Genomic DNA, 24,312 nt, shown 5'->3' with positions numbered 1-24,312 from the left:
AACGGAACACCGCGCGACACCGATCCGAACAGCTCAGCGCGAAGCGCGCGTCTCGAAGTGGTAGGCCAGCACGCGCACGTGGCGCGCATCGGCGAGTTCGGCGGACGCTGCGGACAGCAGCGCGGCGAGCTGCCGGCCCTGCACGCTCACGTTCGCGAGCGGTTCGCCGCTGATGCGTGCGACACCGCGTTGCGGTGCGTCGATCGCCGCCGCGTCGAGCGCGGCGAGGCGCTCCTCGAGGCGCGCCAGCGGCGCGTCGGCGAGCACGACGACGAACTCCTCGCGACCGCCTTCGCTCGACACCTGCCACGACAGCGCGCGGCCGTCCTGATCGCCCGGCAGCACGCCCTCGCCCTGCGGCAGCGGATTCGCGCGCCGCAGCCCGGCGAGCGGGAACAACACGTGCATCGAGCCTGCCGCGTCCTCGTTGAGCACGTAGGCCCAGGTCGGGCGGTCACTCGCGAGCGTGAGTTCGAGGCGGTCGCCGACGCGCAGGTCCGCGCCATCACGCAGCGCCTCGCGCCCGTCCGCGGTGCGGTGCACGAGCTGCGCCTGCGGCTGCCACGCGGGCAGGCGCGACGTCCACGCGGCGAAAGCCGCCAGGCCGAGCGCGAGCGCGGTCGCCGCGACGATCAGTGTCGTGCGGCACCGACGCACCGGTGCCTCGCGTGCGGACGCATCGCCACCGATCGCCGCGCGCAACGCCGTCGCGAACGCGTGCGCACTCGCGGGGCGCCGTTGCGGTTTCGGCGACAGCGCGTGTTCGATCGCGCCCGCGACGCCCGCATCGATGCCCGGACGCCGCAGGTCGCAGCGGCCGTCCCGTGGATACGTGCCGGTGAGCAGGAAATGCAGCAGCACGCCGAGCGCATAGAGGTCGTCGGCCGCCGCGCGCGGCGCGCCGTCGCGCGACTGCGGCGACAGGTACGCGGGCGTCGCCTGCGTGCGCAGCGACGCGTTGAGCACGTCCGGCGTGCCGGCCGCGCCGAGGTCGGCGAGCACGATGCGCCCGCCGCGTGCGCGCAGCACGTTGCTCGCCTTGACGTCGCCGTGCACGAGGCCGGCCGCGTGGATCGCCGCGAGTGCGGCGCACAGTTCGAGGCCGACGTGCGCGGCCTCGCGGTCGGCGAACGCGCCGTCGCCCTCGACGATCGCGTCGAGCGTGCGGCCTTCGATCCATTCCGCCCAGATGCCGGGGCGGCCGTCGTGCACGGCGGCGCCGTATACGCGCAGCACGTTGCGCTGGCTGATGCGCGCGAGCAGGCGTCCTTCGTGCAGGAAGTCCTCGCTGCGCAGGCCGGCCGCGGCCGCTTCCGGGCGCAGCAGCTTCAATGCAACCGGCGTCGCGAGGCCGGCGTCCCAGGCGCGGAACACCTCGGCGCTCGCGCCGCTGCCGATCTTCTCCTGCACCACGAGCGGTCCCCACGGGAACAGCCGCGGGCCGCGCGGGTCGGGCGTGCCGCCGATGCGCTGGTAGGCCGCGCGCACCTGGTCGAGCGTGTACAGCGCGTCGAGCAGGGCGTCGTCGTTCGCGGTCGCGCGGCTCCAGTCGATCGGCTCGCCGTCGACGAAGCGGTCGACCAGGTCGGGGCCGTGGCCGGGCACGCTCATGCGCCGTTGCCGAGCGAACGCGCGAGCGCTTCCACCGCGCGCTTGATCGCCATGCGCACGGCGTCCGGCGTGGACTGCACCTCGTTCGCGATGTCCTCGTACGTCATGTCGAACTCCAGCCGCATGATGACCAGCTCGCGCGCTCGCGCGGGCAAGGCCTCGAGCGCGGCCTCGTAGCGTTCCAGGCGTTCGCGCCCGATCGCCTGTTCGAGCGGCGACGCCGTTTCGTCCTCGACCAGCGCCTCGTCCAACTCGAGGCTCTGGCCACGCCGCGCGACGCGACGGATCTCGTTGCGCAGCAGGTTGAGCAGGGTGCTGCGCAGGTAGGCCAGGAAGCTGCCGGCGCCGCCGTACTCGAACGTCCCGATCTGCTTCAACACGCGAAAGAGGGTGACCTGAACAAGATCGTCGGTATCGGTGAGGTCGCGCGTGGACGGCGGCAGGCGACCGTGCGCCCAGCGCCGCAGCATCGGCAGGTAGCGCGCCGCGAGCCGGTCGCGCGCGGCGTCGTCGCCGCCGCGGGCGCGGTCGAGCAGGAAGGCGGTGGTCTCCTCGGCGAGCATGGGCGGCTTATAGCATGCGTCCCGGCGGCTGCCGCGGCCGGCCCGCGGCACCGGTCGCGGGCGCGTCCGGCCGAATGCGCCTATACTTTGGCCGCGCCGCTGGTGGCGCGAGGCTCACGAAGAGGTCGCTCCCACTTGGCTACGTCGGAAACGCGCGCCCGGCCGCGCAAGGCCGGAACCCCGAAGGCCGCCAAGGCCTCCGCATCCCGCAGCAAGTCCGTCGCCGTGAAGAAGCCGGCGGCGAAGAAGGCGCCCGCAGCGAAGGGCGCGGTGAAGAAGGCTCCCGCGAAGACGTCCACGCCGATGAAGGGCGCGGCGACGAAGCGTGCGCCGGCCAAGCGCGTCGCCCCGGCGAAGCTGCCGAGCGCGAAAGCCGCCGCGAAGGCGGGCCCGGTGAAGTCGTTCGGCAAGGCGAAGGTCGCCAAGGTGCTCGATGCCGCCGCGCGCCTGCGCAAGGTCGTGCTCGACGCCCTCGACGACCTCAAGGCGAAGGACGTCGCCGAGATCGACGTGCGCGGCAAGAGCGGCGTCACCGACCTGCTCGTGATCGCGAGCGGCACCTCGTCGCGCCACGTGAAGTCGATCGCCGACGAAGTCGTGAAGAAGGCCAAGCAGGCCGGCAACCCGCCGATCGGCGTCGAAGGCCAGCGCGAAGCCGAATGGGTGCTGGTGGACCTCGGCGACGTGATCGTGCACGTGATGCTGCCGCGCACGCGCGAGTTCTACGGCCTCGAACGCCTGTGGACCGTCGGCGACAGCCAACCGGCGATGCTCGCCGGCTGATCGCCCGCGACCTCGTGCAGGAGCGCACGCGTGCGCGACCGCCACGACCGCGAACACCAGAAGCTTTCGCCTCTCCCGCTCGCGGGAGAGGCCGGCGCGCGCCGCGCGCCGGGTGAGGGGAAGCGCGCCGATGCGCAGGATCGGGCAGTTGCCCTTCGGGAGCGGCGGAAGCCGCGGTGCTTTCCTCCGGCGATGACCCCATGAAAGCCCGCCTCATCTCCGTCGGCGAACGCATGCCCGCCTGGGTCGCCGAAGGCGTCGCCGAATACAAGAAGCGCCTCTCGCGCGACCTCCCGCTCGACCTCGTCGAAATCGAACTCGGCAACCGCGGCAAGGGCCGCGACCCCGCGCGCGCGATCGCCGACGAAGGTGCCGCCGTGCTCGCCGCGCTGCCGAAGGACGCGCACGTCGTCGCACTCGACGGCCGCGGCAAGCCGTGGACGAGCGAACACCTCGCGCAGCAGCTCGACGCCTGGCGCATGAACGGCCGCGACCTCGCCCTGCTCATCGGCGGCCCCGACGGCCACGCCGCCGACGTGCTCGCGCGCGCCCACCAGACCTGGTCGCTCGGCCCGCTGACGCTCCCGCACATGCTCGTGCGCCTCGTCGTCGTCGAGCAGTTGTATCGCGCGGTGTCGATCAGTGCGGGGCATCCGTACCATCGACCCTAGGCGCGGACGGGGCCGGGCGCGACGAGTTCCTCGAAAGGATCGATGCATGAGGCGAAGCACGATGGGACGAATGGGCATGCGCGTGGGGTTGGTGCTGGCTGTGGCCTGCAACGCGGTCGCCGCGACGGCAGCGCCCGGCGACATCGATACCGGGTTCGCGCGCGAGGGCATCGCCGTTCTCGATCCGCCCGCGACGTCCTGGCGGACGTCCGCGCCTGCCGTGCAGCGCGACGGGCGCATCGTCGTCTGTCGTTCCGGCCTGCAGAGCGGCGGCAATCCGGACGTGCCCGGGTATGTCTACCGGCTCACGCGAGACGGCGCGCCCGACCACGCCTTCGGCTCCGCTGGCCGCGTCGTGCTCGATGCCAATGCGCCGGACATCTACGTGCCGTGCCTCGTGGCGGCGCGCGACGACGGTCGGATCGTCGTCATGACCCAGCAAACGTATTCGGGGCGACGTGCCGTGCGCTTCATCCAGCTGCTCGCCGACGGCAGCAAGGATCCCGCTTTCGGAACGGATGGCGTCGCTGATGTGTTCCCGTTCGACGCCCCGACGGCGACAGCCTCCGCGATGGCCCTGCAGGACGACGGCAAGATCCTCGTCGGCGCATCGCTGTCACCCAACAAGTTCGGCGTCGCGCGCGTCGACGCGCACGGAATCATCGACGCGGGCTTCGGCGAATCGGGTCTTGCGGTGATGCCATTCCCGGTGGTGCTGCTTTCATTCTCGAGCGTCCACGACATCCGCATCGACACCGGCGGGCGCATCGTCGTCACCGGCACGGTGTCGACGGATCCCGTGGGACGGCAGCTGTTCGCGATCGCGCGCCTCCTCGTCGATGGCCGGCCTGACCCGACCTTTGGCACGGAAGGCCTCGTCACGATCGATGTCGAGGACCACAGTGCGCCGGTCGGAGCCGGCTTCCTGGACGGCGATGCGATCGTCGTCGCGGGTGCCGCGACGAATCCGTGGTCGCCATTTCCAGGGGTGATTTCCGCGGACGTCGGCGTTGCGCGCCTCGCGAGCGACGGGCGGCTCGACACCACGTTCGGCAACGGCCGTCCGGTCATCGTCCCCGTCGATCTGGTCGCCAACGGCTACGACATCGCATACGGCGGCGTCGCTCGCGCGCAGGGTGGCGTCGTGCTTGCGTCGAGTGCCGACGACGCGGATGGTGCGCAGGCGACATTGCTCGCACTGGATGTATTCGGTGTGCGCGATGCCGCTTTCGGCATGGACGGCGTCATGAGCTACGCACTCGTCGAGGGCGCTGTCCGGAGCGGGTTCACGGCCATCGCGATGCAGGATTCGGACTACATCGCCGTCGGCTCGGCGGCGGCTTCGGATGGCTTGCAGACCGCGGTCGTCATACGGGTTCACGGGGCAGCCGCGGTCGCGAACGAGCGCGGCCATTCGGCGCATGCGCGCGCGATCGACGCGCACTGACGGAAGTCCGCGGCGAAACGACGAAGCCCGGCACGAGGCCGGGCTTCGTCGCAACGCTGTCGCTGCAGTCGCTCGCGCCAGGGCCGTCGCCATCGACCTGGTGGCCTTCCGGCTTCGACGGGTCAATGCGCAGACAACCCGGCAAGCACTTCGTCGAGCTGCTCGAACGTCTCGCCCATCGCATCCTGCGCACCGGTACCCGCCTCGTCGAGCGCTTCCTTGGTGGGATACCGCTCGGTCAGCACGAGCAGCGTCGTGCCATCGCGCTCTTCGAACGTCACGGTGGTGACGGACGCCGCGTCGCCGCTTTCCTCGTTCGTCCAGACGATGCGCTGGTTGGGCACCACCTCGAGATAGCGGCCGAAGAACGCCATCGGGTTCGCGGGATCGTCGCCGAACTCGAGTCGGTACGTGCCGCCGGTGCGCACGTCCAGCTCGCACGAGCGCAGCGTCATGCCCATGGAGCGGGGCACCCACCATTGCTTGAACAACTCGGGTTTCGACCACGCCTCGAACACGAGGCGCGCGGGCGCGTCGAACGTGCGCGTGACGACGACCTCGCGGTCCGAGGTCTTCCGCACCGTCGTGCGGCGGGGTTCACTGTCCTTTCTTGCGGCCACGGGCCTTCTCCTGTCGTTTGAGTTCGTCGATGACGCCGTCGAGCGCCGCGAAGCGCGCGTCCCACAGCTGGCGGTAGCGCGCGATCCATGCCATTTCCTCGTCGAGACGGCGCGGGCCGATGCGGCACGTGCGCACGCGGCCGATCTTCTCGGTGGTCACAAGGCCGGCCGACTCGAGCACGCCGACGTGCTTCTTCATGCCCGTGAGGGTCATTTCGAACCGATCGGCGAGGTCGGTGATGGACGCGTCCCCGCGCGCGAGCTGGTCGAGCACGCCACGGCGGGTGGCGTCGGCGAGCGCGGCGAAGGATGCGTTGAAGCGGGTCGTTGAACGCTGAACCATGTGGTTCAGTATGGAGGAGTGGACGGCACGAACGCAAGGGGGCTTCGCCCCCATCGCCGTGACGGCGGAGTCCTGCGCGGGCGCTTGCCGATATCGACGACCGCCGTCCCGCGACGTTGCACGTTCGAGCGGCAACACTGGCCCTCCAAGGCGCATCGCTGCGCCTGTCGACCCGCACGCGTGAGCCTCCGAGGGGCAACGATGCCGAAAAAAGTCGCATCGATGCGCCTCCGCAGGCGCAGCGCTGGTCCTCCGAGGAGCAGCATTGCGACTCCAAGCGGCAACGATGCCGCTTCGAGTCGCACCGATGCCGGTCCAAGGCGCAGCGTTGCGGCTCAAAGGGGGACGGATGGCCCTCGGAGGCGCAGTGGTGCGCCCGCGGAGGCGCATCGAGGGCCCTCGAAGCGGCATCGATGGCGCTCGAAGTCGCAGCGCCGCGGCTCGAAGTCGCAGCGCCGCCGCTCGAAGTCGCAGCGCCGCCGCTCGAAGTCGCAGCGCCGCCGCTCGAAGTCGCAGCGCCGCCGTTGGCGGGCGGATGCTCGCGCCGCGGTCGGCCGCACGTGTCGAAATCCGGGCCATCGGTTCGTCGACACGGTCGACGGCGGCCGATCGGTCGCCCTGCGAGGAGCCTTTCGATGGCGAAGTACCTGATCTCGTTTCCGAGCCGCGCGATGGTGATTCCCGACGGCGAATTCCAGGCCGTCGCGGATGCGGCGCACGCGGTGATCCAGCAGGCGAAGGAAGCGGGCGTCTACGTGTTCGGCGGCGGCATCGACGAGGACGTCGCGCCGGTCGTGGTCGAGGGCGACGGCACGGTCGTCGCCGGCGGCCATCCGCTGCGGCTGATGCTCGACGGCGGCTTCACCGTGCTCGAGCTGCCGACGCGCGAGGCGGCAGTGGAGTGGGCGAGGAGGATCGCGGTCGCATGCCGGTGCGCGCAGGAGCTGCGGCAGTTCCAGTACGACCCGCAGTCCTGATCGGCGTCAGCGCCGGTGCGACGGTGCAACCGGGTTGGCGAGATCGAGCGCCCAGGTCTGCGCGACGAGATCCTTGCCGAAGCTGTGGTGCGCTTCCTCTTCGACCAGCGTGAAGCCGGCCTGCTCGTAGATCCTGCGCGCCGCGGTGAGCACGCTGTTGGTCCACAGCACGAGCTTCGCGTAGCCGCTGCGGCGCGCGAAGCCGACGCATTCGTCGACGAGGCGGTGGCCGATGCCGAGCCCGCGCGTGCCGGGCTCGACGTAGAGCAGGCGCAGTTTCGCGGTGCGTTCGTCGTGGCGCACGACGAACACCGAACCGACGATGCGGCCGTCCTTCTCGGCGATCCAGCAGCGATCGGAGCGTGGGTCGAACTCGCGCACGAACTTCGCGACGATCTCGGCGACGAGCGCTTCGAACGTCATGTCCCAGCCGTATTCCTGCGCGTACAGCACGCCGTGGCGATGCACGATCCAGCCCATGTCGCCCGGGCGCGGATCGCGCAGCACGTAGTCCTTGCCGCGCGCCTCGCCGAGCAGGGCCTGGACCTGGGTCATCGCGTCGACGAGGCGGTCCTGCTCGGGTGTGGGCAAGGTGTCGAGCATCGCGACGACTTCGCGGCGCGACGCGGCGTCGAGCGGATCGAACACCTTGCGCCCCTTGCGCGTGAGCTCGAGCCGCATCACGCGCGCGTCGTTCTCGGTACGCGTCTTCGCGACGAGCCCCTTCTTCTCGAATCCTGCGATCACGCGACTCAGGTAGCCCGCGTCGAGCCCGAGTTCGCGGCACAGCGTCGTGCCCGTGAGGTCCGACCGGTGTGCGAGTTCGTAGAGGATGCGCACCTCGGTCAGCGAATAGTCGCTGTCGAGCAGGTGCTCGTGCAGCACGCCGATGCGCCGCGTGTAGAAGCGGTTGAACCGGCGGACCTGTTCGGCCCGTTCCTCGACTGCGCGCATGTCGACTCCGACGACGTTTGCCTCGGGCAAATTATTATTTGCCTTAAGCAAGTATGTCAATCGGCATGGATCCGGCGGTTTCAGGTGCGCCGGGCGATGCATCCCGCGAGCGCGGAGAACGTGGCCCGCGCCTGCGCGCCACTCCGTGAACATCCCCGACCGGCGCACCGCGCCCACCGGGAATGCCCACGTGTCGAAGTACTCCCTCCTGTTGTTCGCCGCGTCGCTGGCGGCGATGCCGCGACCCGCATCCGCCCACGACGGCGACCTCGTCGACAACTACGCCAACGCCGGGCTCGCGCGCATGGGTTACACGAACGCGTCGACCAACGAAGGCTCCTCGCCGCTGGTCGCCGCCGACGGAACGTCGACCTACTGCACGACGCGCGGAACGACGGATCATGGCGACATGGTCGTCGCGCGCGTGAAGCCGGACGGTTCGCCGGACTTCTCATTCAGCACGGACGGGCGGCTCACGATCGACGTCGGCGACGATACCGACGACACCTGCGTGGCGATCGCCGCGGCGCCGGACGGGAAGGTCGTCGTCGCAGGCGAATCGTACGACGGCACGACCGTATCGTTCGCCCTGGCGCGCATCAAGGCGAACGGTGCGCTCGACACGACGTTCGGTGCGGGCGGCAAGCAGCTCATCGGCTTCGACGTGTTCGGTGCGACCAACGTGCATGCCGCCGCCGTCGCGGTGCGCGCCGACGGCACGATCCTCCTCGCCGGCGGCGCCTTCACCAACGACGGCACCCAGTTCGTCGTCGCGCGGCTGCTGCCCGACGGCAGCTACGACACCGCCTTCAACCTCACAGGTCGCCAGCGCGTCGCGTTCGGCGGCAGCGCGCGTGCGTACGCGATGGCCGTCGACGCGCAGGAGCGGATCGTGCTCGCCGGATACACCAACCCCGGCGGTTCGGAAACCAACTACGACATGGCCATCGCACGCCTGCTTGCGGACGGTTCGCTCGATGCGTCGTTCGACGGCGACGGCCGCGCGACGGTCGCGTTCGACATCGGCGGCGCGAGCGGGAGCAACCTCGACATCGCCCGTGCGATGGCGCTGCAAGCGGACGGCAAGATCGTGATCGGCGGCGAAGTCGACGTGTCCGCGACGACGACCGAAAACCTCGACTTCGGCATTGCTCGCCTCACCGCGAACGGCGCGCTCGATCCGAGCTTCGGCAGCGGCGGTCGCGTGCTGGTTCCGTTCGACCGCACGCCGGCCGGGCTGGACCAGTTGCAGGCGTTGCGCATCGATGCCGGCCGCATCGTCGCCGCGGGCTACGCCATCGAGGGCAACGTGTCGGTCAACGCCGCGCTCGTGCGCCTGCGCGCGGACGGCTCGCGCGATCCGACGTTCGGCAACTTCGGCCGCACGATGCTCGATTTCGGTTTCCCGGCCACCGGCCAGCTCGCGTTCGGCGTCGGCAGTGCGGGTGCGCGGCTGTACGTCACGGGCCTCGTCGCGACGACGACGACGACCGCCGATGCGTATGTCGCGGCGCTCGAGAACGACGGCTTGTTCGCGGATGGGTTCGAGTGAGGCGAGGAACGGCATCGATCAGGCGCATTGCGGCTTTTGCAGCACTGCGGGATCGACACGACGTCTCGTTCAACGAGTTCCGCCCCTTCTTCCGCTCGCGGGAGACGGTGCCGACACGGTTGCTCTCCCTTCTCCGGCTTGCGGGAGAAGGTGCCGGAGGCGGATGAGGGGATTCATGCGAGGCTGTCGCGTGGTTCCCCTCACCCGCGCCTACGGCGCGACCTCTCCCGCGAGCGGGAGAGGTGATGAAGGTGCATCGCGGCTTCCGCCGCTGCCACCGCAGCGCGCAACGCTGCAGGAACGACACCCGTCGCAGGGCTTCGTGCCGCTGCGCGGATCAGTCGAAGCCGTTCGCGAAGATGACGTCCGAGGTCACGAGCAGGCGCGTCGCCGCGAAGTCGACCAGCGCCGAGCCGGTCGTGCGCTGCGCGCGGCCGCCGGCGACGAGGTTGCCGTCGGCCTGCAGCAGCAACGTGCCGATCTCGCTGTAAGGGCCGTCGGGAGCGAGGTCGGCGGCGTAGATGCCGCCCGCGGCGAAGCCGGTGTCGAGCGCGCCGTCGGCGGTGCTGCGCACGGCGAAGAATTCCTCCTTCTCCGAGGTGTAGTAGGCGACCGAGGCGACGAGCTTGCCGTCGCCCTGCATGAGCAGCCCGGTCACGTTCGCGCTTTCCGCGGATGGCAGGATCGCGGGCTTGAAATAGCCCGGGTTGGCGAGGTCGCCGAACGTGGTGTCGGTGGACCCATCCGCGGCGACGCGGCCGAACACGAGCCCGGTGATGTTCTCGCCCGTGTTGTGGTAGCCGGCGAACGCGACGCGACCGTCGGCGAGGGGGGCGAGGCGTTCGACCGCGTTGCTGATCGAGCTCTCGGACGGGTCGTGGAACACGCGCCAGCCGACCGTCGCGAAGGCGGTGTCGTAGCTGCCGTCCACGTTCAGCCGTGCGAGCGCGTAGTCGGTGCCGAGGCCCGAGCCGTTCGCTTCGAAGCCGCCGCCGACGAGGATCGCATCGCCGTCGAGGATCGCGAGGTCGTGCACGTAGCCCGACGCCGCGGCGTCGGTCCACGCGATCGATGCCACGCCGGCGCTGCCGAACGTCGGGTCGTAGGCGCCGGTGCCGTCGAGGCGCACGATCGTGCTCGTGTAGACGAAGGCGCCGCTGTCGAAATGCTCGCCGCCGACGACGATGCGCTGCTGGCTGTCGAGCGTGACCGCGTGCAGGTAGTGCATCGGCAACAGCACGGTGCCGCCGCTGCCGAAGCTCTCGTCGATGTCGCCGCTGGCCGTGAGCTTCACCACGTAGCCTTGCAGCGGGCCGTTGACCATGGCGGTGCCGACGGCGACGTACGAGCCGTCGGCGAAGCGCGCGATCGACTCGATCCCCTGCATGCGCTGGCCTGAGGCGAGGTCGGGCAGTTCGGCGAGGCCGCCGATCGCGGTGTTGCCGAAGCCCGTGTCGGGGCTGCCGTCGGCGTTCAGGCGCAGCAGCATGCCGCGGATCTGCGGTTCGTAGAACGGCGCCGGCGGCACGATCTTGTTGCGCGCGCCGGCGAACAGCAGCTTGCCGTCGGGCAGGACCATCGACGCGTGCGGATAGATCTCGCGCGCGACGACGTCGTCGACGGCGACATAGCTGACCCCGGCGAGGCCGAAGCCGGGGTCGGGATCGCCGTCGGCGGCGGCGCAGGGCAGAGCAAAGCTCGCCACCAGTACGGCGGCGTAGGGCATGAAGGTTCGCAGCAACACGTTCGCATCTCCGTTCAGGCATCGGATCGACGACGTGACGAGCCTGCATGCGTGCCGCGCGCGGCGCATGCCGGTTCGATCAATGGCCGATGCGTTTTGCATGAAGACGCCGGCGAAGGCGGTCGCGTCGCCGCGCGCGGTTGCGGGAATTGCGCGCAGCCGGACCGATGCGCGTCGTCTCAGCGCGCCTTCGGCCGGCGCACCGCGCGCAGCTTGCCGCTGCCGCCGCCTCCGCAGTAGAAGCGGTCGCCGCCGTCGGATTCGAGGCCGGAGACGAACACGCCGGCCGGCATCGCGAGGCTCTCGATGACCTCGCCGGTGCGCGCGTCGACGTGGCGCAGCTCGCTCGCGTCGCCTTCCCAGGTCGCGTGCCAGAGCTCGCCGTCGACCCAGGTGACGCCGGTGACGAAGCGGTTGGATTCGATCGAATGCAGCACGTCGCCGGTGTCGGGGTCGATCCGGTGGATGCGCCGGCCGCGGTGATCGCCGACCCACAGCGAGCCTTCGGCCCAGGCGAGCCCAGAGTCGTCGCCGCCGGCGGGCGCGGGGATCGTCGCAAGTACGTCGCCCGTGTGCGGATCGATCTTGCGGATGAAGCCCGCGGCGATCTGGTACAGGTGGCGCCCGTCGAACGCGGTGCCCGCGTGCGCGGCGACGTCGATCGCGCGCACGGTGTCGCCGCTGGCCGGGTCGATCGCCCGCAACTGCTCGCCCGCAGCGAGCCAGACGCGCTCGCCGTCGTAGCTGACGCCGCCGACGTTCTTCACGCCCGCGAATGGGCCGTATTCGCGGATGACTTCGGCCTGGGCTGGTTTCATGACGCTCTCCGGGTGGTGGTGGGTGCGGGTAGGGACACTAGTCGCCCACGAACGGAGCGGTGAGTAACAAGCGTGACGGGAAACCCGGCACCGGCGGCGTCATCCAGCGCTGCGCGCGGCCGCGGCCGACCGCCTGCACGCGGCCGTCGGCGGCGAGTGCGTCGAGCGCGCGCTGCACGGTGCGCGCGCTGACGCCGAGCGCGAGCGCGAGGGCGGAGCTCGACCACGCCTCGCCGTCGACGAGCAGCGCGAGCACGTCGGCGTGAGCGGTGTCGACCGGCGGCACGAGCACGACGACCTCGCGCGCGCGCGCCGGGACGAGCGCGAAGCCGTCGCGCGTCGCGTTCACGTCGGCGAGACCGCGCAGCGCCGCGCGCAGGCGACCCATCTCGACGCGCAGCCGCGCGCGGTGCGATTCGTCGCCGTGGCGCGTGCGGAACACGCGTGCGATGAGTGCGGTGCGTGCGACATCGCCGGGCCAGGCCTGGGCGAGTTCGCGCACGAGCGCGAACAGCACCGGGCGCGTCGCCAGCGGCACGCTGGTCGGCGTCGCGCGCACGACGTGCCGGCAGGCGTCGACGACGAGCGCGTCGGACGCGTACAGCGCCTCGACGTCGGCGAGCCGCAGCACGCGTTCGCCGCCGTCGGCGACGAGGCGCGCGGCGGGTTCGTCGAGCAGGCGCGCGGTGGCGTCGATCTCCGCGGCGAGCGAAGCGATGCGCGCCTCGCGTGCGGCGGTCGCGGCGCGCGCGAGCGCGGCCTGTGCGAGCTGCGTGCGCACGCGGCGCAGCGCGATGCCGGCGACGACGTGCTCGTGCGCCGCGCGCAGCGCCGGCGTCAGCACGGCCGGGTCGAGCGTGTCGAGCCGCCGCTCCGCTTCGTCGATGCGGCCGAGCAGGACGAGGCGCCGGATGTCGAGGTGGCGCGCGTGCGCGGCGTTGGCACGGTCGCCGTGGCGTTCGAGCACGGCGCGCGCGGCGTCGAGCGTCTTCGTGTCGCCGTCGAGGTCGCGCGAGACGAGCGCGATCTCCGCTTCGGCGACGACGCAGCGCGCGCGCGCGACCGCCTCGCGCGGGCCGAACGCGCGCGAGGCGTCGCGCAGCAGCGCCTTCGCGCGCGCGAAATCGCCGAGCTGGGCGAGTGCGAGGCCACGCAGCGCGAGCGCCGGCGCGTCGTCGCGCAACGCGACCCGCTTGAGCGCGCCGAGCGGATCGCCGGTCGCGAGCGCGCGCGCCGCGGCCGCGATCAGCGGGTCCATCCGAATCCCGTCACGATTGTCACTCCCTGCCGCGTGCATCGTGCGCCCAATCTACCTCACGACCGCTGGCCATCGTGGCCCGCCGGAGCAGAGGAGAACGCATCATGACCACCACGCACACGACCGGCACGCGCGAGCAGTGGCTCGCCGCACGCCTCGACCTGCTCGCCGCCGAGAAGGAACACACGCGCCGCAGCGACGAACTCGCGCTGCAGCGCCAGGCGCTGCCGTGGGTGCGCATCGACAAGGCGTACACGCTCGACACCGAGGCCGGCAAGGTGCCGCTCTCCGAACTGTTCCAGGGACGCTCGCAGCTGCTCGTCTACCATTTCATGTTCGGCCCCGACTACGAGGCGGGCTGCCCGTCCTGCTCGATGATCGCGGACGGCTTCGACGGCTTCGCGGTGCACCTCGCCCACCACGACACCATGCTGTGGGCGGTATCGCGCGCGCCGCTCGCGAAGCTGCAGGCGTTCAGGCGCCGCATGGGCTGGCGCTTCCCGTGGGCGTCGTCGTTCGCCAGCGATTTCAACGCCGACTTCAACGTGCTGTTCACCGAACAGCAGCAACGCGCGGGCGGCATCGAATACAACTGGCGTCGCGAGGCGCCGATGCCGGTCGAGGAGGCGCACGAACCGCTCGCCGGCAAGACCGTGCAGGAATGGCGCCTGCGCGGCGAGGAAGGTCCGGTCGCGCAGCTCGCGGCGATGACCACGACCGACGTCGCGACCTACACGCGAGAGCGCCCGGGCGTGAGCGCGTTCGTGCTCGAGGACGGTGTCGTCTACCACACGTACTCGAGCTACTCGCGCGGCCTCGACGGCCTCTGGGGCGCATACCAGTGGCTCGATCGCGCGCCGAAGGGGCGCAACGAGTCGGGCATCTGGTGGCGCCATCGCGACGCCTACGACGCTGCGCCGGCACCGCTGCAGGCCGCGTCGTGCTGCGGCTGAGGCACGCCACCGTCGGCGGAGCGGAGCGGGATGCGCTGCGGTGCGCGCATCCCGCCCGCGCCGGCGGGCCTGCCGCATTCGCGGTCGCCCTCGCGCTGCTGTTCGCGGCGAGCGCGGCGGCGACGGTCCTCGGTTGCGCGGCGATGGCATCGCACGCGCAGCCGATGCCCGGCGGCTGGATGCTGTCGGCGATGGACATGCCGATGTGCGGGCAGGGCGCGGTCGGCGGCCTGCTCGCGTTCGCCGCGATGTGGCTCGCGATGACGGTCGCGATGATGTTGCCGTCACTCGCGCCGGCGCTGTGGCGCTACCGTTCGATGCTCGACCACGCGCGCGTGCCGCACGCGGATCGCCTGCTCGTGTCCGCGGGTGCGGGCTACTTCGCCACGTGGCTGGTCGTCGGCATCGTGCTCTGCGTGCTCGGTGACGGCGCGGGCGACCTCATGCTGCAGCGGCCCGCGTGGTCACGCGCGATGCCTGCCCTCGGCGGCGCGACGGTCATCATCGCCGGCATGGCGCAGTTCAGCGCGTGGAAGCGGCACCACCTCGCGTGTTGCCGGGCGGCGTTCGCGCACGACGATCCGGCCGTGCGCGGGATCGATGCCTGGCACGACGGCGTGCGGCTCGGACTCCATTGCAATGCAGCCTGCGCGAACCTCACCGCGGTGCTGCTCGTGCTCGGCGTGATGGATCTGCGGGCGATGGCGCTGGTGGCTGCGGCGATCACCGCCGAGCGGCTTGCGCCACGCGATGCGAACGTCGTGCGCAGCGTCGGCGTCGTGCTCGTGGGCGTGGGTGCGTGTGTGCTCGGGCAGGCGCTCGCGTAGGGTGGGTTCGCGCCCACCGCGCAGGCGTCGTGGAATGCGGTGGGTTCTGCTCGCGCTCGGCGCGATGGATCCTTACACGATGGCGTTCTTCGCGGCGGTGATCGTCGCTGAACGGCTCGCGCCGGCGCAGGTGCGCGTGGCGCAGGGCGGGCGTGATGCTCGTTGGCGCGGGCGTACCTGTCGGGAGGCCACGCCTGGCGGATAGGCCGCGTCGTGGTGGGAGCCGTCAGTTCCGTGCATTCATCGCGGGTTTGCAGGCTTCGAGCGCGCGCCACTGCTCCGGAGTGGGAAACGTATCGACGAGGTACCGGACCGGATCGAAGTCGCTGGCCTGAAGGTGAGCACCCGCGATCGAAATCGCGTCGTCCCAGGCGACTGCCAGCGTCTGCGGCGGCTCCGTTCCGCGGTGGAAGACCACGATGTCCGTGCGGGGAAGCAGAGTCACGACGCCTTCGGACCATGTGCACAGGCTGCGCAGTTCGTCGTCGTCCTCGAAGACCAGGCAGGTCGCGACGAAGACGTCGTGGTCGATCGTCTCGTGGTGGCGGTCGAGCGCGAGCTTCTGGTCGGCGTACAGCAGTCCGGTGTCGAGCGTGCGCAGTCGCCGCGCGGCGACTGCGAGTTCGCCGTCGGGCAGGAACGGCTGCCAGCGGCCGGCGTCGCGCGCGAGCAGGGTCCCGGCGATCGGCCACGGCTTCTGCTGCACGCATCGTTCCGCCTCGCCGAGCAGCGCCCGCAGCGCGGTGCGGTCGTTGCGGTCGCAGGCGAGCAGCACGCCGCGGTTGCTCGGAACCGCCGCGGCGTCGCGAAACGGCAGGCGCTCGAACGTCGCGTCGACGAGCAGGTGCGATTCGGCATGTTCGTCGGCGACGAGGCGGAACACGCCCGCGCCGAGCGCCTGCCACTCGACCGGCTCGCGCTCGAGGTTCGCGACGGCCGTTTCGCGCATCGCGTCGTCGGTGATGGCCCACTCGACCGCGCGTTCGCGCGTGACGTGGGTGACGTACGCGCCGAAGTCGTAGGCGAGGCGTACGTGGAGGTCGTCGACGAAAGGCCATTCGACCGTCGCCGGCCGGTCGCTGCTTTCGAACTCGAACGCGCGGTCGTAGCGCGAGCGCACGAGGGCGCGCACGCCGAGGGCCGCATCGGCCCAACGCGCGGGCATCGCCGGTCCATCGAGCGACGCCGCGAGCGCGGCGTACTTGCGCAGCAGGTGTGGCCGATCCGCGCGGTGTGCCGCCGCGTATTCGCGAAAGAGGTTCTCGAGGTGCACGATGCCGCGCGCATGCGTGAGGCTGTTCGCTTCGGCGTCGTGGCTCCAGCCATGGGTGCCGTCGCGCGCGAGCTCGCGCAGCAGGCCGCTGACGAAATCCCTCTTCTTCGGCTTGAAATCGAACAGGTTGAGGATGTTCATCGCGCTGGTTGCGTCGCGTTCGGCGGCTCGACCAGCAGCAACGGGTCCACGCGCACGTCGAACCAGTTCATGCCCCAATGCACGTGCGGTCCGGTCGCGCGGCCGGTCATGCCGGCCGCGCCGATGACGTCGCCTTGCGCGATGCGCTGGCCGACCTTCACGTCGATGCGCGAGAGGTGGAGGAAGTTCGAGCTCACGCCGTGGCCGTGGTCGACCAGCACGGTGCCGCCGGTCAGGTAGAGGTCGGGGTCGGCGAAGGTGACGACGCCGGCCGCCGGGGCCTTCACGGGCGTGCCTTGCGGCACCGCGATGTCCATGCCCGAGTGCGGCGATTTCGGCACGTCCTTGCCGTCGACGACGTAGACGCGCTGGTTGCCGAAGCGGCCGCTGATGCGGCCGTCGACCGGCCACGCGAACGCCTGCGCGTAGTCCTCGCGCGCGTCGTCGCGTTCGCGCGCGGCGACCACGCGCGCCTGCTCGCGCTTGATGCGCTCGGCGATCTCGGGCGGCGGCTCGACCGTCTTCGGCGGCACGCCTTCGATGCGTTCGATCGGCCAGTCGCGCGGGGTCACCGGGATCGCGATGCGTTCGCGCTGGCCGTCGCGTTCGGTGATCTCGATCGTCATCGGGCCCTGTTCGTCGCGGCCGACGCCGAACACGATCTCGCCGCCCGGGCCGACGCGCAGGGTGTGCCCGGCGACGCGCACCTTCGCGTGCGGGTTGACGATCGCGCGCACGAGGGCGCCCTGCGAGACCTGGTCGGGGAACGCGGCGGCTGCCGCCGCGTGCGCGAGGAAGGTGGACGCGACGAGCATCGCCGCGCGCGCAGCGGATGCCACCCTGTGGGAGCGGCGGAAGCCGCGATGCTTTCGCAGGATGGAACGAAGAGCATCGCGGCTTCCGCCGCTCCCACAGGAAGCAGCAGCAGGAACGTTCGCACGCGCGGCATGCGTCACCGCGCGAACTCCAGGCGCATGCCGCGCACGCCGTCGTCGAGCCGGCCGTCGTTCCAGGCGAGCTGGCCGTTGACCCAGGTCGCGGCGATGCTCGAGCGGAACGTGTAGCCCTCGAACGGCGTCCACGAGCACTTCGACAGCACTTCTTCCGCGGTCACGGTGTGCGGCTTTTGCGGATCGACGAGCACGAGGTCGGCGTGGAAGCCTTCGCGCAGGAAGCCGCGCTGCTTGACGTCGAACAGCGTCGCCGGCGCGTGCATCGCCGCCTCGACCACGCGCTCGAGCGTGAGCGCGCCGTCGAACACGCGCTCGAGCGCGCACTGCAGTGCGTACTGCACGAGCGGCAGGCCGGACGGTGCACGCGGGTACTGGTTCGACTTCTCGGTGGCGAGGTGCGGCGCGTGGTCGGTCGCGAGCACGTCGAGGCGGCCCTCGGCGAGCGCGCGCGTGATGACCTCGCGGTCGTGCGCGGTCTTCACCGCCGGGTTGCACTTGATGAGCGTGCCGAGGCGCGCGTAATCCGCGTCGCAAAAATGCAGGAAGTGCACGCAGGTTTCCGCGGTGATGCGCTTGCCCGCGACCGGGCCGGGCTCGAACAGCGCGCATTCGTCCGCGGTGGAGATGTGCAGCACGTGCAGGCGCGTGCCGTGCTTGCGGGCGAGCGAGATCGCGAGCCGGGTCGACTTGATGCACGCCTCGCGCGAGCGGATCAGCGGGTGCTGCGCGATCGGGATGTCGTCGCCCCAGCGTGCCTTGGCCGCCTCCTCGTTGGCGGTGATCATCGGCGTGTCCTCGCAGTGCGTGATGATCGGCACCGGGCAGTCGCGGAAGATCGCGTCGAGCGTGGCCGGGTCGTCGACGAGCATGTTGCCGGTCGAGGCGCCCATGAACACCTTGAGGCCGGGCGCCGCCTTCGGGTCGAGCGCGCGGATCTCGGCGAGGTTGTCGTTGGTCGCGCCGAGGTAGAAGCCGTAGTTGGCGCGCGAGACCTCCGCCGCGCGCGCGTACTTCGCCTCGAGCGCGGCGCGGTCGGTCGCGGGCGGCTTGGTGTTCGGCATCTCCATGAAGCTGGTGATGCCGCCAGCGACGCAGGCACGCGACTCCGAGGCGATGTCCGCCTTGTGGGTGAGGCCGGGTTCGCGGAAATGCACCTGGTCGTCGACCATGCCGGGCAGCAGCCAGCGGCCGCCGGCGTCGAACACGCGCTCGCCGCCGCGCGCGGCGAGGCCGCCGCCGATCTGCTCGATGCGACCGTCGCGCACGCGCAGGTCGGCGTGGAAGCGGCGACCTTCGTTGACGAGTTCGGCGTTGGTGATCAGCCAGTCAGTCATGCTCATGGTCCTGTTCGTGCGGGTGGCGCGGCGGCCAGGCGCGGAATTCCATCGGCACCGGGTCGAAACCGCCGCGGCACAGGGGCTGGCAGCGGATGATGCGGCAAAACGCCAGCCAGCCGCCACGCAACGTGCCGAAGCGCGCGATCGCCACGCGCGCGTAGTCCGAGCAGCTGGGGTGGAAGCGGCAGCGCGCGCCGAGCAGCGGGCTCAACCAGCGCTTGTAATACCGCAGCAGGAGAATCGTCGGGCGGGGCATGTGCGCGTCCAGGCAGGCGCGCGCAATCGCACGTCACGGCACGGATTTTCGGCGGTTGCCGGGGGGTAGCAGTTAGGCTATAACACGCGACCGCCGAGTCACAAGATAGGCCGAGGAATGGCGAAGAGCAAAGCAGATCCGCGCAAGAGCACCAAGGCGGCGAAGCCCGCCGCGCGTGCGGGTGCGGCGGCGTCACGCAAGGTTCCCGCCAAGCCGGTGGCGAAGGCGAAAGCCGCTGCACCGAAGAAGGCGGCCAAGCCCGTCGCGAAATCCGCGCCGGCGCGCAAGCCGGCCGCCAAGCCGGTGGCGAAGGCCGCCGTGAAAAAAGTCGTCCCCGTGAAGAAGGCGGCGCCGGCCGCGAAAGCGAAGCCGGCCCCCGTCGTCGCCAAGCCGGCCGCCAAGCCGGCTGCGAAACCGGCGCCGGCGGCCAAGCCGTCCAAACCCGCGGTGGCCGTACCCGCATCGAAACCGAAGACCGCGAGCAGCACTGCCGCAGACACATCCAGGAATTTCGTGACTACCAGCAAGCCACAATCCGCGGCCGCCAAGAGCAAGAAGGCCGAACCCGCCGACAACGGCGTGACCATGCAGGACGGGCGCTACGCGCTGCCGACCACGGTCACCATCGACCTCCCGAACGGCTACAAGCCGTCCTCGAAGGAGGAATACATGAGCCCGCGCCAGCTGCAGTTCTTCCGCAACAAGCTGTCGAAGTGGCGCGAGGAACTGGTCGAGGAAAGCCGCCAGACGATCGAGAGCCTGCGCGACGAAGTGCGTGACGTCGGCGACGAAGCCGAGCGCGCGACGCGCGAGACCGAGAATTCGCTCGAGCTGCGCACGCGCGACCGCTACCGCAAGCTCATCGCGAAGATCGACAAGGCGCTCAAGCGCATCGAGGAAGGCCGCTACGGCTACTGCGAGGAGACCGACGAGGAGATCGGCATCGAGCGCCTGGAGGCGCGTCCGATCGCTACCCTCAGCCTCGATGCGCAGGAGCGCTGGGAGCATCGCCAGAAGCAGATGGGTGACTGATCCGGCCACGGATCCGGTCATCCGGCGACCCGCCGACGCCCCGCACGCCGGGGCGTTCGCGTTTTCAAGAGCCGACGCACAAGAGCCGACGCAGGGAACGACGTGAACGCACGCAGGTATTTCGGCACCGATGGCATCCGCGGCAGGGTCGGCGAATGGCCGATCACGGCGGAGTTCATGCTCAAGCTCGGCCGCGCGGTCGGCAGCGTGCTCGCCGCGCGCGGGCAGGCGGTCAACGTCGTCATCGGCAAGGACACGCGCGTGTCCGGCTACATGTTCGAGTCGGCGCTCGAGGCCGGGCTCGTCTCGGCGGGCGCCGGCGTGAGCCTGCTCGGCCCGATGCCGACGCCCGCGGTCGCCTACCTCACGCGCTCGCTGCGCGCGAGCGCAGGCATCGTCATCAGCGCCTCGCACAACCCGCACCACGACAACGGCATCAAGTTCTTCTCCGCCGAAGGCGAGAAGCTCGACGACGACGTCGAGGCGGCGATCGAGGCCGAACTCGACGCGCCGTTCACGACGGTCGCGTCCGAATCGATCGGCAAGGTCGTGCGCGTGCGCGACGCGGTCGTGCGCTACGCCGAATTCTGCAAGGGCACCGTACCCGCGGCGCTGAACCTGCGCGGCCTCGGCATCGTGCTCGACTGCGCGCACGGCGCGACGTACCAGATCGCGCCGACCGTGTTCGGTGAACTCGGCGCGAAGGTGACCGCGATCGGCGCGCAGCCGGACGGCCTCAACATCAACCGCGACGTCGGCTCGACCCATCCGCAGGCGCTGCAGCGCGCGGTGGTCGCCGCGGGCGCGGACCTCGGCATCGCGTTCGACGGCGACGGCGATCGCGTGCAGATGGTCGATCGCCGCGGCGAACTCGTCGACGGCGACCAACTGCTCTACGTGCTCGCGAGCGACTGGCACGCGAGCGGCCGCCTGCGCGGCCCGCTGGTCGGCACGCTCATGAGCAACTACGGGCTCGAGCGCGCGATGGGCGAACTCGGCGTGCCGTTCATCCGCGCCAACGTCGGCGACCGCTACGTGCTGCAGCAGCTCAAGCAGCACCACGGCGTCCTCGGCGGCGAGACGTCCGGCCACATCCTCACGCTCGATCGCGCGAGCAGCGGCGACGCGATCGTCAGCGCGCTGCAGGTGCTCGACGTGCTCCGCCGCAGCGGCCGCGGCCTCGACGAAGCCGTCGTCGGCATGCGCAAGGTCGCGCAGACGACGGTGAACGTGCGCGTCGCCGGCGGCGCCGCGGCGCTCGTGGCCGACGCCCGCGTGCAGCAGGTCCACGCGCGCGTGCGCGCCGAACTCGAGGGGCAGGGGCGCGTCGTGCTGCGCCCGTCCGGCACCGAGCCGCTCGTGCGCGTGACGGTCGAGGCCGGCGACGCCGACCTCGTCGAGCGGCTCGCCGGCGAACTCGCCGACGCCGTAAGATCGGCAGCATCCACGACGACCAACGCCTGACCGCCATGACTTCACGCATCCCGACCCTCGACATCCGCCGTTACAGCGAGCCGTCCAGCAGCAGCGACCGCGACGCGTTCGTCGCCGAACTCGGCGCGGCCTATCGCGAGTGGGGCTTCGCGGGCATCCGCGGCCACGGCATCGCGCAGGATCTCGTCGACGGCGCGTACGACGTGTTCAAGGCGTTCTTCGCGCTGCCCGCCGACGTGAAGATGAAGTACCACGTCAAGGGCGGCGGTGGCGCGCGCGGCTACACGCCGTTCGGCGTCGAGACCGCGAAGGATTCGAAGTACCCGGACCTCAAGGAGTTCTGGCACATCGGCCGCGAGATCCCGCGCGACTCGAAGTACGCCGACGTGATGGCGCCGAACCTGTGGCCGACCGAAGTGGCCGGGTTCCAGCGCTACGGCTACGGCCTGTTCGACGCGCTCGACGCGCTCGGTTCGCGCGTGCTGCGCGCGCTCGCGCTGCACATCGACCTGCCGGAAGCCTATTTCGACGACAAGACGAACTTCGGCAACTCGATCCTGCGCCCGATCCACTATCCGCCGATCACCGCGCCGGACATCCCGAACGTGCGCGCCGGTGCGCACGAGGACATCAATCTCATCACCCTGCTCGTCGGTGCGAGCGCGCAGGGGCTCGAGGTGAAGTCGCGCAAGGGCGAGTGGGTGCCGTTCACCGCGGACGCCGACACGATCGTCGTCAACATCGGCGACATGCTGCAGCGCCTGACCAACCACGTCTATCCGTCGACGACGCACCGCGTCGTCAACCCGCCGGGCGAGGAAGCGCGCAAGCCGCGCTATTCGGTGCCGTTCTTCCTGCACCCGAACCCGGACTTCATCATCGACGCGCTGCCTTCGTGCATCGGTGTCGACAACCCGAACCGCTACCCGCAGCCGATCACTGCGCACGAGTACCTGCAGGAGCGGTTGCGCGAGATCAAGCTGATCTGAGGACCGCACAGGCCGGACGACCGCAGGTCGGCCGGCGTGGTTTCGCCGATTGCGATGTTGCCGGCCGCGCGGCGCGCGTCCGGCCTACGAGCCGCCTCCGGATCCGACGCCGCCGACCATGCGCAGCACTCCGCCTCCCGCTTCCCGCGCGCGCTTCTGGCCGATCGCACTCATCGTCGCGGCGATCGTGTTCGTGCTCGCGCCCGGCGTGCACGGCGACTGGGGCCGCGACGACTACTTCCAGCTCGCCTTCGTGCGCCTCGTCGGTTCGCCGTGGCCGCTGTTCGCGCACGATCATTTCCCGGTGCCGGGCTCGGTGTTCCGCCCGCTCGGCTTCGCCTCGATGTGGCTCGGCGTGCACCTGTTCGGCAACGACTATGCGGCGCATGCATGGTCCGACCTCGCGCTGCACGCGGCTGTCGCGCTCACCCTGTTCATGCTGCTGCGCCGGCTGCGCATCGCGCCGTGGCCGGCCGTGCTCGCGACGCTCGCGTTCGCGTTGCATCCGGCGGCGACGGGCCCGGTGCTCTGGTGGTCGGCGCGCTTCGACCTGCTCGCGTCGCTGTTCGTGCTGCTCGCCCTCGTCGCGGCGGTGGAGTATCGCGACGGCGGCGGCCGCGGGTGGCTCGCCGCGACGCTGCTCGCCGCGCTCGCGGCGATGCTGTCGAAGGAGATCGGCCTCGTCGCCGTCGCGGCGGCCGGTGCGCTGTGGCTGCGGCAGGCCGTCACCGTGCCCGCGCAGCGGCGTCGCGCGGTGGTCGCGTGCGTGGCGGCCGCGCTGTGCGCCGCGGCCTACTTCGGCTGGCGCGCACGCGTACTCGGCACGGCGGCGAGCGGCATCACCGGTACGACGCCGCTCGACGAGGCAATCCTTACGGGTGTCGGCGCGTGGTTGCACCAGGCGCCGGGCTACCTCACGTTCTGGCCACGCCTGGACGGCTACGCGCGCGGCGTGCTGGTCGTGCTCGTGCTGGCCTCGCTGCCGGCGCTGCGCAGCGCGCGCCTGCCGGGGCGCGACGACGTCGCGATCGTGGCGTGCGGGCTCGTCCTGCTGGTGTCGCCGGCGCTGCTGCAGGCGCCGGTCGCCGCGCTCAACGCACACGCACTCGGCACCGGCGAGTCGGCGATCGAGGCGGCGATGCAGTCGCGCCTCTACTACCTCGGCATCGCCGGCGGCGCGATCGTGCTCGCGACCGTGCTCGACCGTGCATGGCGCACGCGCATCGCCGCGTACGGTCCGCTGCTCGGCGTGATCGCCGCGGGCGTGCTCGTCGCGTTCGGGGCGAACGCGCGCCGCGGCGCGCAGGCGTTCGCCGAAGGATCGGTGCGCAATGCCGCGGTCGCGCACGCGGCGGTCGACGCGGTCGATGCGCTCGCGCTGCCGTCCGCGCCGTGCCATGTCATGTTCCTCGGCATCGAGCCGGCGCCGGAATGGAGCGTGTTCGTGTCGATGGACAGCGTCGTGAAGGCGCTCGATGCGGACCTCGCACGCGTCGCGCCGTGCTGGTTCCACGCGAACTATCCGACCTGGTTCTTCCTGATGCCGGCGTCGGTCGACGCGTCCGCGGCGTTGCCGTACCACCCGTTGCAAGCCGACGGCCGCGACGTGCCGTGGCTGCGCGTCGGTGGCGCGACGATCGCCTATCTCGACGCGCAGGCTGCGAGCGACGCCGATGCCGGTAAGCGCATGCGCTACCTGCGCTGGAACGGCCGCGGGTTCGACGAAGTCCGCGCCGATCTCGCGGCGCCGCCGGCCGTTTCCGGCGTGCCGTAGCC

23 protein-coding genes are annotated in these 24,312 nt (G+C 71.0%); 11 read left to right on the top strand and 12 right to left on the bottom strand.

What is annotated here, in order from left to right; all coding sequences use genetic code 11:
* Nucleotides 1-33: 33 nt before the first annotated feature.
* Both FHW12_RS05765 and FHW12_RS05760 read right to left on the bottom strand, forming a co-directional pair.
* A complete protein-coding gene (locus FHW12_RS05765; protein ID WP_182529990.1) occupies nucleotides 34-1,611 on the bottom strand; it encodes a serine/threonine-protein kinase in 1,578 nt (525 codons plus the stop codon).
* On the bottom strand, nucleotides 1,608-2,174 hold the full coding sequence (locus tag FHW12_RS05760) for an RNA polymerase sigma factor (RefSeq protein ID WP_182529989.1): 567 nt from the start codon (nucleotides 2,172-2,174) through the stop codon (nucleotides 1,608-1,610). The genes FHW12_RS05765 and FHW12_RS05760 overlap by 4 nt, the downstream gene beginning before the upstream one ends.
* Before the next feature lie 426 nt (nucleotides 2,175-2,600).
* Here FHW12_RS05760 and rsfS point away from each other — a divergent pair, with 426 nt between their 5' ends.
* The 3 genes from rsfS (at nucleotide 2,601) to FHW12_RS05745 (ending at nucleotide 5,075) form a co-directional block, all read left to right on the top strand.
* Nucleotides 2,601-2,957, top strand: a complete 357-nt coding sequence (rsfS, locus tag FHW12_RS05755; RefSeq protein WP_310735166.1) for a ribosome silencing factor — start codon at nucleotides 2,601-2,603, stop codon at nucleotides 2,955-2,957.
* 200 nt (nucleotides 2,958-3,157) lie between these two features.
* Complete coding sequence (rlmH, locus tag FHW12_RS05750; protein ID WP_182529988.1) at nucleotides 3,158-3,628, top strand: 23S rRNA (pseudouridine(1915)-N(3))-methyltransferase RlmH; 471 nt, start codon at nucleotides 3,158-3,160, stop codon at nucleotides 3,626-3,628.
* A complete protein-coding gene (locus tag FHW12_RS05745; protein ID WP_182529987.1) occupies nucleotides 3,600-5,075 on the top strand; it encodes a hypothetical protein in 1,476 nt (491 codons plus the stop codon). Before rlmH ends, FHW12_RS05745 begins: the two co-directional genes overlap by 29 nt.
* Nucleotides 5,076-5,197: 122 nt before the next feature.
* On the opposite strand, the gene FHW12_RS05740 is transcribed toward FHW12_RS05745, so the two are convergent.
* Together FHW12_RS05740 and FHW12_RS05735 are read right to left on the bottom strand one after the other, a co-directional pair.
* Complete coding sequence (locus FHW12_RS05740; RefSeq protein ID WP_182529986.1) at nucleotides 5,198-5,695, bottom strand: SRPBCC family protein; 498 nt, start codon at nucleotides 5,693-5,695, stop codon at nucleotides 5,198-5,200.
* On the bottom strand, nucleotides 5,673-6,176 hold the full coding sequence (locus FHW12_RS05735) for an ArsR/SmtB family transcription factor (RefSeq protein ID WP_310735148.1): 504 nt from the start codon (nucleotides 6,174-6,176) through the stop codon (nucleotides 5,673-5,675). Before FHW12_RS05735 ends, FHW12_RS05740 begins: the two co-directional genes overlap by 23 nt.
* Nucleotides 6,177-6,673: 497 nt before the next feature.
* Between FHW12_RS05735 and FHW12_RS05730 the strand changes: the two genes are divergently transcribed.
* Nucleotides 6,674-7,015 carry a YciI family protein gene (locus FHW12_RS05730; RefSeq protein ID WP_182529985.1) on the top strand — a complete coding sequence of 114 codons (342 nt, stop codon included), beginning with the start codon at nucleotides 6,674-6,676 and terminating at the stop codon, nucleotides 7,013-7,015.
* A gap of 6 nt (nucleotides 7,016-7,021) precedes the next feature.
* On the opposite strand, the gene FHW12_RS05725 is transcribed toward FHW12_RS05730, so the two are convergent.
* The gene (locus tag FHW12_RS05725) at nucleotides 7,022-7,969 is read right to left on the bottom strand and encodes a bifunctional helix-turn-helix transcriptional regulator/GNAT family N-acetyltransferase (RefSeq protein WP_182529984.1); all 948 of its coding nucleotides are present in this window, start codon (nucleotides 7,967-7,969) and stop codon (nucleotides 7,022-7,024) included.
* A gap of 190 nt (nucleotides 7,970-8,159) precedes the next feature.
* On the opposite strand from FHW12_RS05725, the gene FHW12_RS05720 reads away from it, so the two are divergent.
* A complete protein-coding gene (locus tag FHW12_RS05720; RefSeq protein WP_182529983.1) occupies nucleotides 8,160-9,521 on the top strand; it encodes a hypothetical protein in 1,362 nt (453 codons plus the stop codon).
* A gap of 337 nt (nucleotides 9,522-9,858) precedes the next feature.
* On the opposite strand, the gene FHW12_RS05715 is transcribed toward FHW12_RS05720, so the two are convergent.
* The 3 genes from FHW12_RS05715 to FHW12_RS05705 form a co-directional block, all read right to left on the bottom strand.
* Complete coding sequence (locus FHW12_RS05715) at nucleotides 9,859-11,265, bottom strand: hypothetical protein (RefSeq protein ID WP_182529982.1); 1,407 nt, start codon at nucleotides 11,263-11,265, stop codon at nucleotides 9,859-9,861.
* A gap of 179 nt (nucleotides 11,266-11,444) precedes the next feature.
* Nucleotides 11,445-12,083 carry a glutaminyl-peptide cyclotransferase gene (locus FHW12_RS05710; RefSeq protein ID WP_182529981.1) on the bottom strand — a complete coding sequence of 213 codons (639 nt, stop codon included), beginning with the start codon at nucleotides 12,081-12,083 and terminating at the stop codon, nucleotides 11,445-11,447.
* Between the two features lie 37 nt (nucleotides 12,084-12,120).
* A complete protein-coding gene (locus tag FHW12_RS05705; RefSeq protein WP_182529980.1) occupies nucleotides 12,121-13,341 on the bottom strand; it encodes an HTH domain-containing protein in 1,221 nt (406 codons plus the stop codon).
* Nucleotides 13,342-13,445: 104 nt separating this feature from the next.
* Between FHW12_RS05705 and FHW12_RS05700 the strand changes: the two genes are divergently transcribed.
* A complete protein-coding gene (locus FHW12_RS05700; protein ID WP_182529979.1) occupies nucleotides 13,446-14,294 on the top strand; it encodes a DUF899 domain-containing protein in 849 nt (282 codons plus the stop codon).
* Nucleotides 14,282-15,121: a DUF2182 domain-containing protein gene (locus FHW12_RS05695; RefSeq protein ID WP_182529978.1), complete on the top strand. Its 840-nt coding sequence runs from the start codon at nucleotides 14,282-14,284 to the stop codon at nucleotides 15,119-15,121. Before FHW12_RS05700 ends, FHW12_RS05695 begins: the two co-directional genes overlap by 13 nt.
* A gap of 226 nt (nucleotides 15,122-15,347) precedes the next feature.
* Here FHW12_RS05695 and FHW12_RS05690 read toward each other — a convergent pair whose 3' ends face one another.
* The 4 genes from FHW12_RS05690 to yidD all read right to left on the bottom strand — a co-directional run bounded on the left by FHW12_RS05690 (nucleotide 15,348) and on the right by yidD (nucleotide 19,081).
* On the bottom strand, nucleotides 15,348-16,535 hold the full coding sequence (locus tag FHW12_RS05690) for a hypothetical protein (RefSeq protein WP_182529977.1): 1,188 nt from the start codon (nucleotides 16,533-16,535) through the stop codon (nucleotides 15,348-15,350).
* Complete coding sequence (locus tag FHW12_RS05685; protein ID WP_182529976.1) at nucleotides 16,532-17,350, bottom strand: M23 family metallopeptidase; 819 nt, start codon at nucleotides 17,348-17,350, stop codon at nucleotides 16,532-16,534. The genes FHW12_RS05690 and FHW12_RS05685 overlap by 4 nt, the downstream gene beginning before the upstream one ends.
* Nucleotides 17,351-17,487: 137 nt before the next feature.
* Nucleotides 17,488-18,822 carry a dihydroorotase gene (locus tag FHW12_RS05680; RefSeq protein ID WP_182530160.1) on the bottom strand — a complete coding sequence of 445 codons (1,335 nt, stop codon included), beginning with the start codon at nucleotides 18,820-18,822 and terminating at the stop codon, nucleotides 17,488-17,490.
* Nucleotides 18,815-19,081 (bottom strand): membrane protein insertion efficiency factor YidD, encoded by a 267-nt coding sequence (gene yidD / locus FHW12_RS05675; protein ID WP_182529975.1) that lies wholly within the window; start codon nucleotides 19,079-19,081, stop codon nucleotides 18,815-18,817. Before yidD ends, FHW12_RS05680 begins: the two co-directional genes overlap by 8 nt.
* A 117-nt stretch (nucleotides 19,082-19,198) precedes the next feature.
* Between yidD and dksA the strand changes: the two genes are divergently transcribed.
* From dksA to FHW12_RS05655, 4 genes are all read left to right on the top strand, one after another.
* Complete coding sequence (dksA, locus tag FHW12_RS21770; RefSeq protein ID WP_182529974.1) at nucleotides 19,199-20,113, top strand: RNA polymerase-binding protein DksA; 915 nt, start codon at nucleotides 19,199-19,201, stop codon at nucleotides 20,111-20,113.
* Nucleotides 20,114-20,215: 102 nt separating this feature from the next.
* Complete coding sequence (glmM, locus tag FHW12_RS05665) at nucleotides 20,216-21,577, top strand: phosphoglucosamine mutase (RefSeq protein WP_182529973.1); 1,362 nt, start codon at nucleotides 20,216-20,218, stop codon at nucleotides 21,575-21,577.
* 5 nt (nucleotides 21,578-21,582) lie between these two features.
* Nucleotides 21,583-22,536 (top strand): isopenicillin N synthase family dioxygenase, encoded by a 954-nt coding sequence (locus FHW12_RS05660; RefSeq protein ID WP_182529972.1) that lies wholly within the window; start codon nucleotides 21,583-21,585, stop codon nucleotides 22,534-22,536.
* 118 nt (nucleotides 22,537-22,654) lie between these two features.
* Nucleotides 22,655-24,310, top strand: coding sequence for a hypothetical protein (locus tag FHW12_RS05655; protein ID WP_182529971.1), 1,656 nt, complete (start codon nucleotides 22,655-22,657; stop codon nucleotides 24,308-24,310).
* Nucleotides 24,311-24,312 lie beyond the last annotated feature (2 nt).

This window comes from Dokdonella fugitiva, assembly GCF_014138265.1.
Classification (GTDB): domain Bacteria; phylum Pseudomonadota; class Gammaproteobacteria; order Xanthomonadales; family Rhodanobacteraceae; genus Dokdonella_A; species Dokdonella_A fugitiva_A.
Note: the sequence above shows the minus strand (reverse complement) of the source record. Positions and strands in the feature narration are given on the sequence as shown.

Bases quoted from the DNA above. Each gene is read 5' to 3' on its own strand.
- yidD (WP_182529975.1), bottom strand. From the start codon at position 19,081: ATGCCCCGCCCGACGATTCTCCTGCTGCGGTATTACAAGCGCTGGTTG.
- FHW12_RS05730 (WP_182529985.1), top strand. From the start codon at position 6,674: ATGGCGAAGTACCTGATCTCGTTTCCGAGCCGCGCGATGGTGATTCCC.
- rlmH (WP_182529988.1), top strand. From the start codon at position 3,158: ATGAAAGCCCGCCTCATCTCCGTCGGCGAACGCATGCCCGCCTGGGTC.
- FHW12_RS05760 (WP_182529989.1), bottom strand. From the start codon at position 2,174: ATGCTCGCCGAGGAGACCACCGCCTTCCTGCTCGACCGCGCCCGCGGC.
- FHW12_RS05765 (WP_182529990.1), bottom strand. From the start codon at position 1,611: ATGAGCGTGCCCGGCCACGGCCCCGACCTGGTCGACCGCTTCGTCGAC.
- FHW12_RS05700 (WP_182529979.1), top strand. From the start codon at position 13,446: ATGACCACCACGCACACGACCGGCACGCGCGAGCAGTGGCTCGCCGCA.
- FHW12_RS05680 (WP_182530160.1), bottom strand. From the start codon at position 18,822: ATGACTGACTGGCTGATCACCAACGCCGAACTCGTCAACGAAGGTCGC.
- FHW12_RS05705 (WP_182529980.1), bottom strand. From the start codon at position 13,341: ATGGACCCGCTGATCGCGGCCGCGGCGCGCGCGCTCGCGACCGGCGAT.
- FHW12_RS05655 (WP_182529971.1), top strand. From the start codon at position 22,655: ATGCGCAGCACTCCGCCTCCCGCTTCCCGCGCGCGCTTCTGGCCGATC.
- dksA (WP_182529974.1), top strand. From the start codon at position 19,199: ATGGCGAAGAGCAAAGCAGATCCGCGCAAGAGCACCAAGGCGGCGAAG.
- FHW12_RS05710 (WP_182529981.1), bottom strand. From the start codon at position 12,083: ATGAAACCAGCCCAGGCCGAAGTCATCCGCGAATACGGCCCATTCGCG.
- FHW12_RS05690 (WP_182529977.1), bottom strand. From the start codon at position 16,535: ATGAACATCCTCAACCTGTTCGATTTCAAGCCGAAGAAGAGGGATTTC.
- FHW12_RS05725 (WP_182529984.1), bottom strand. From the start codon at position 7,969: ATGCGCGCAGTCGAGGAACGGGCCGAACAGGTCCGCCGGTTCAACCGC.
- FHW12_RS05660 (WP_182529972.1), top strand. From the start codon at position 21,583: ATGACTTCACGCATCCCGACCCTCGACATCCGCCGTTACAGCGAGCCG.
- FHW12_RS05685 (WP_182529976.1), bottom strand. From the start codon at position 17,350: ATGCTCGTCGCGTCCACCTTCCTCGCGCACGCGGCGGCAGCCGCCGCG.